Raw genomic sequence first — 1,338 nt, 5'->3', positions numbered from 1 at the left:
GGGTTGTGTGCGTCAAGTTCTGCAAATAGCGGCGGGCATGCTGGCTAGGCGGCTTGACGTAGATCGGCTTTCTTCATCTCCTTAAGGTCGTTCATGTTGAGATAGCGGTTGGCTTCGAGCCAGTTTTCGTGGGTCTCGACAGCAAGCGAGCGTATGAGGCGCAAACAGCTGTCTTCATTGGGGAAGATACGCAGGACGATCGTCCTGCGTTTGATTTCTTCGTTAAAGCGCTCGAGCATATTGGTGCTCTTCATATGTTTATGATGCTGCCGCGGAAGCCGGTAGAAGGTGAACGTCTCCTCGATGGTTTCTTCCGCCCAGCTGGTGAGCTTGGGGTATCGTGGCGACCATTTTCTCAGCCAGGCAGCCAGATCGCTTTTGGCCTCTGATAGTTCGCGACGATCGTAGATCCAACGCAGCTCCTGCAGGCAGTCGTCATCAGCTTTACGCGGCAGATGGTCGAGAGCATTTCTTAAAAAGTGCACGTAACAGCGCTGGAACCAGGCATCTGGCAACACTTCACGAACAGCGGCTCGTAAACCCGCATGGTCATCGGCAACGATATATTCGACACCGTGGAGGCCGCGCTCCTTGAGGCCGACGAGAAAGTCCTTCCACGAAGAGCGGCTCTCGCGGTTGGCGAGCTCTACAGCCAGAATCTGGCGCCGGCCTTCCCAGTCCACACCCAGTGCGACGAGTACGGCGCAGGAGCGCACCACGCCTGCCTGGCGGACTTTCTCATATTTGGCATCGATGATGAGGTAGGCGAACGGCTCGTCCAGCCGACGTCGGGCAAAGGCTGTCAGGCTCTCGTCCAGTCGCTTGTTGATCGCTGAGATGGTCGAGGCGGAGAAGCTGTGGCCGCAAAGCTCTTCGGTGATAGCCTTCACCTTCCGGGTCGACACACCCTGGACGTACATCTCGGCTAACGATGCCACGAGCGCCTGCTCCGAGCGCTGATAGCGCTCAAACAGCTCGGTCGAGAAACGGCCGTCGCGATCCTGCGGCACCCGCAGCTCCAGCTTGCCCACCCGCGTGATCAGCGTCCGATTGTAATGTCCGGATCGATAGCCAACACGGCCGTCAATGCGTTCGCTCTTCGAGGCGCCAAGGACATCGGTCATCTCACCTTCCAGCATCTCCTGCAGCAAATCCTGCACGATCTCCCGCAAGGCGTCGCGGTTCGCGCCCATCAAATCTTTGACGGCCGCTATCGATGGTCTATTCTCATTCCTGGTCATGGTGGGGCTCCATTGGGGTTGGCGACTTTGAACATCACCAGCCTGCCATGGCCGCTCAAATCCTCAATGGATTTTGCAGAACATCCCGCACACTACC

The 1,338-nt window shown here is 57.5% G+C and carries 1 protein-coding gene; it reads right to left on the bottom strand.

Annotated elements, in window-relative coordinates:
* Positions 1–44 precede the first annotated feature (44 nt).
* Complete coding sequence (locus BV95_RS07660) at positions 45–1,241, bottom strand: IS256 family transposase (protein WP_037449607.1); 1,197 nt, start codon at positions 1,239–1,241, stop codon at positions 45–47.
* Between the last annotated feature and the right edge of the window lie 97 nt (positions 1,242–1,338).

Origin of the sequence: Sphingobium chlorophenolicum (assembly GCF_000722875.1) — a bacterium.
Lineage (GTDB): Bacteria > Pseudomonadota > Alphaproteobacteria > Sphingomonadales > Sphingomonadaceae > Sphingobium > Sphingobium chlorophenolicum.
Note: the sequence above shows the minus strand (reverse complement) of the source record. Positions and strands in the feature narration are given on the sequence as shown.

Bases quoted from the DNA above. Each gene is read 5' to 3' on its own strand.
- BV95_RS07660 (WP_037449607.1), bottom strand. From the start codon at position 1,241: ATGACCAGGAATGAGAATAGACCATCGATAGCGGCCGTCAAAGATTTG.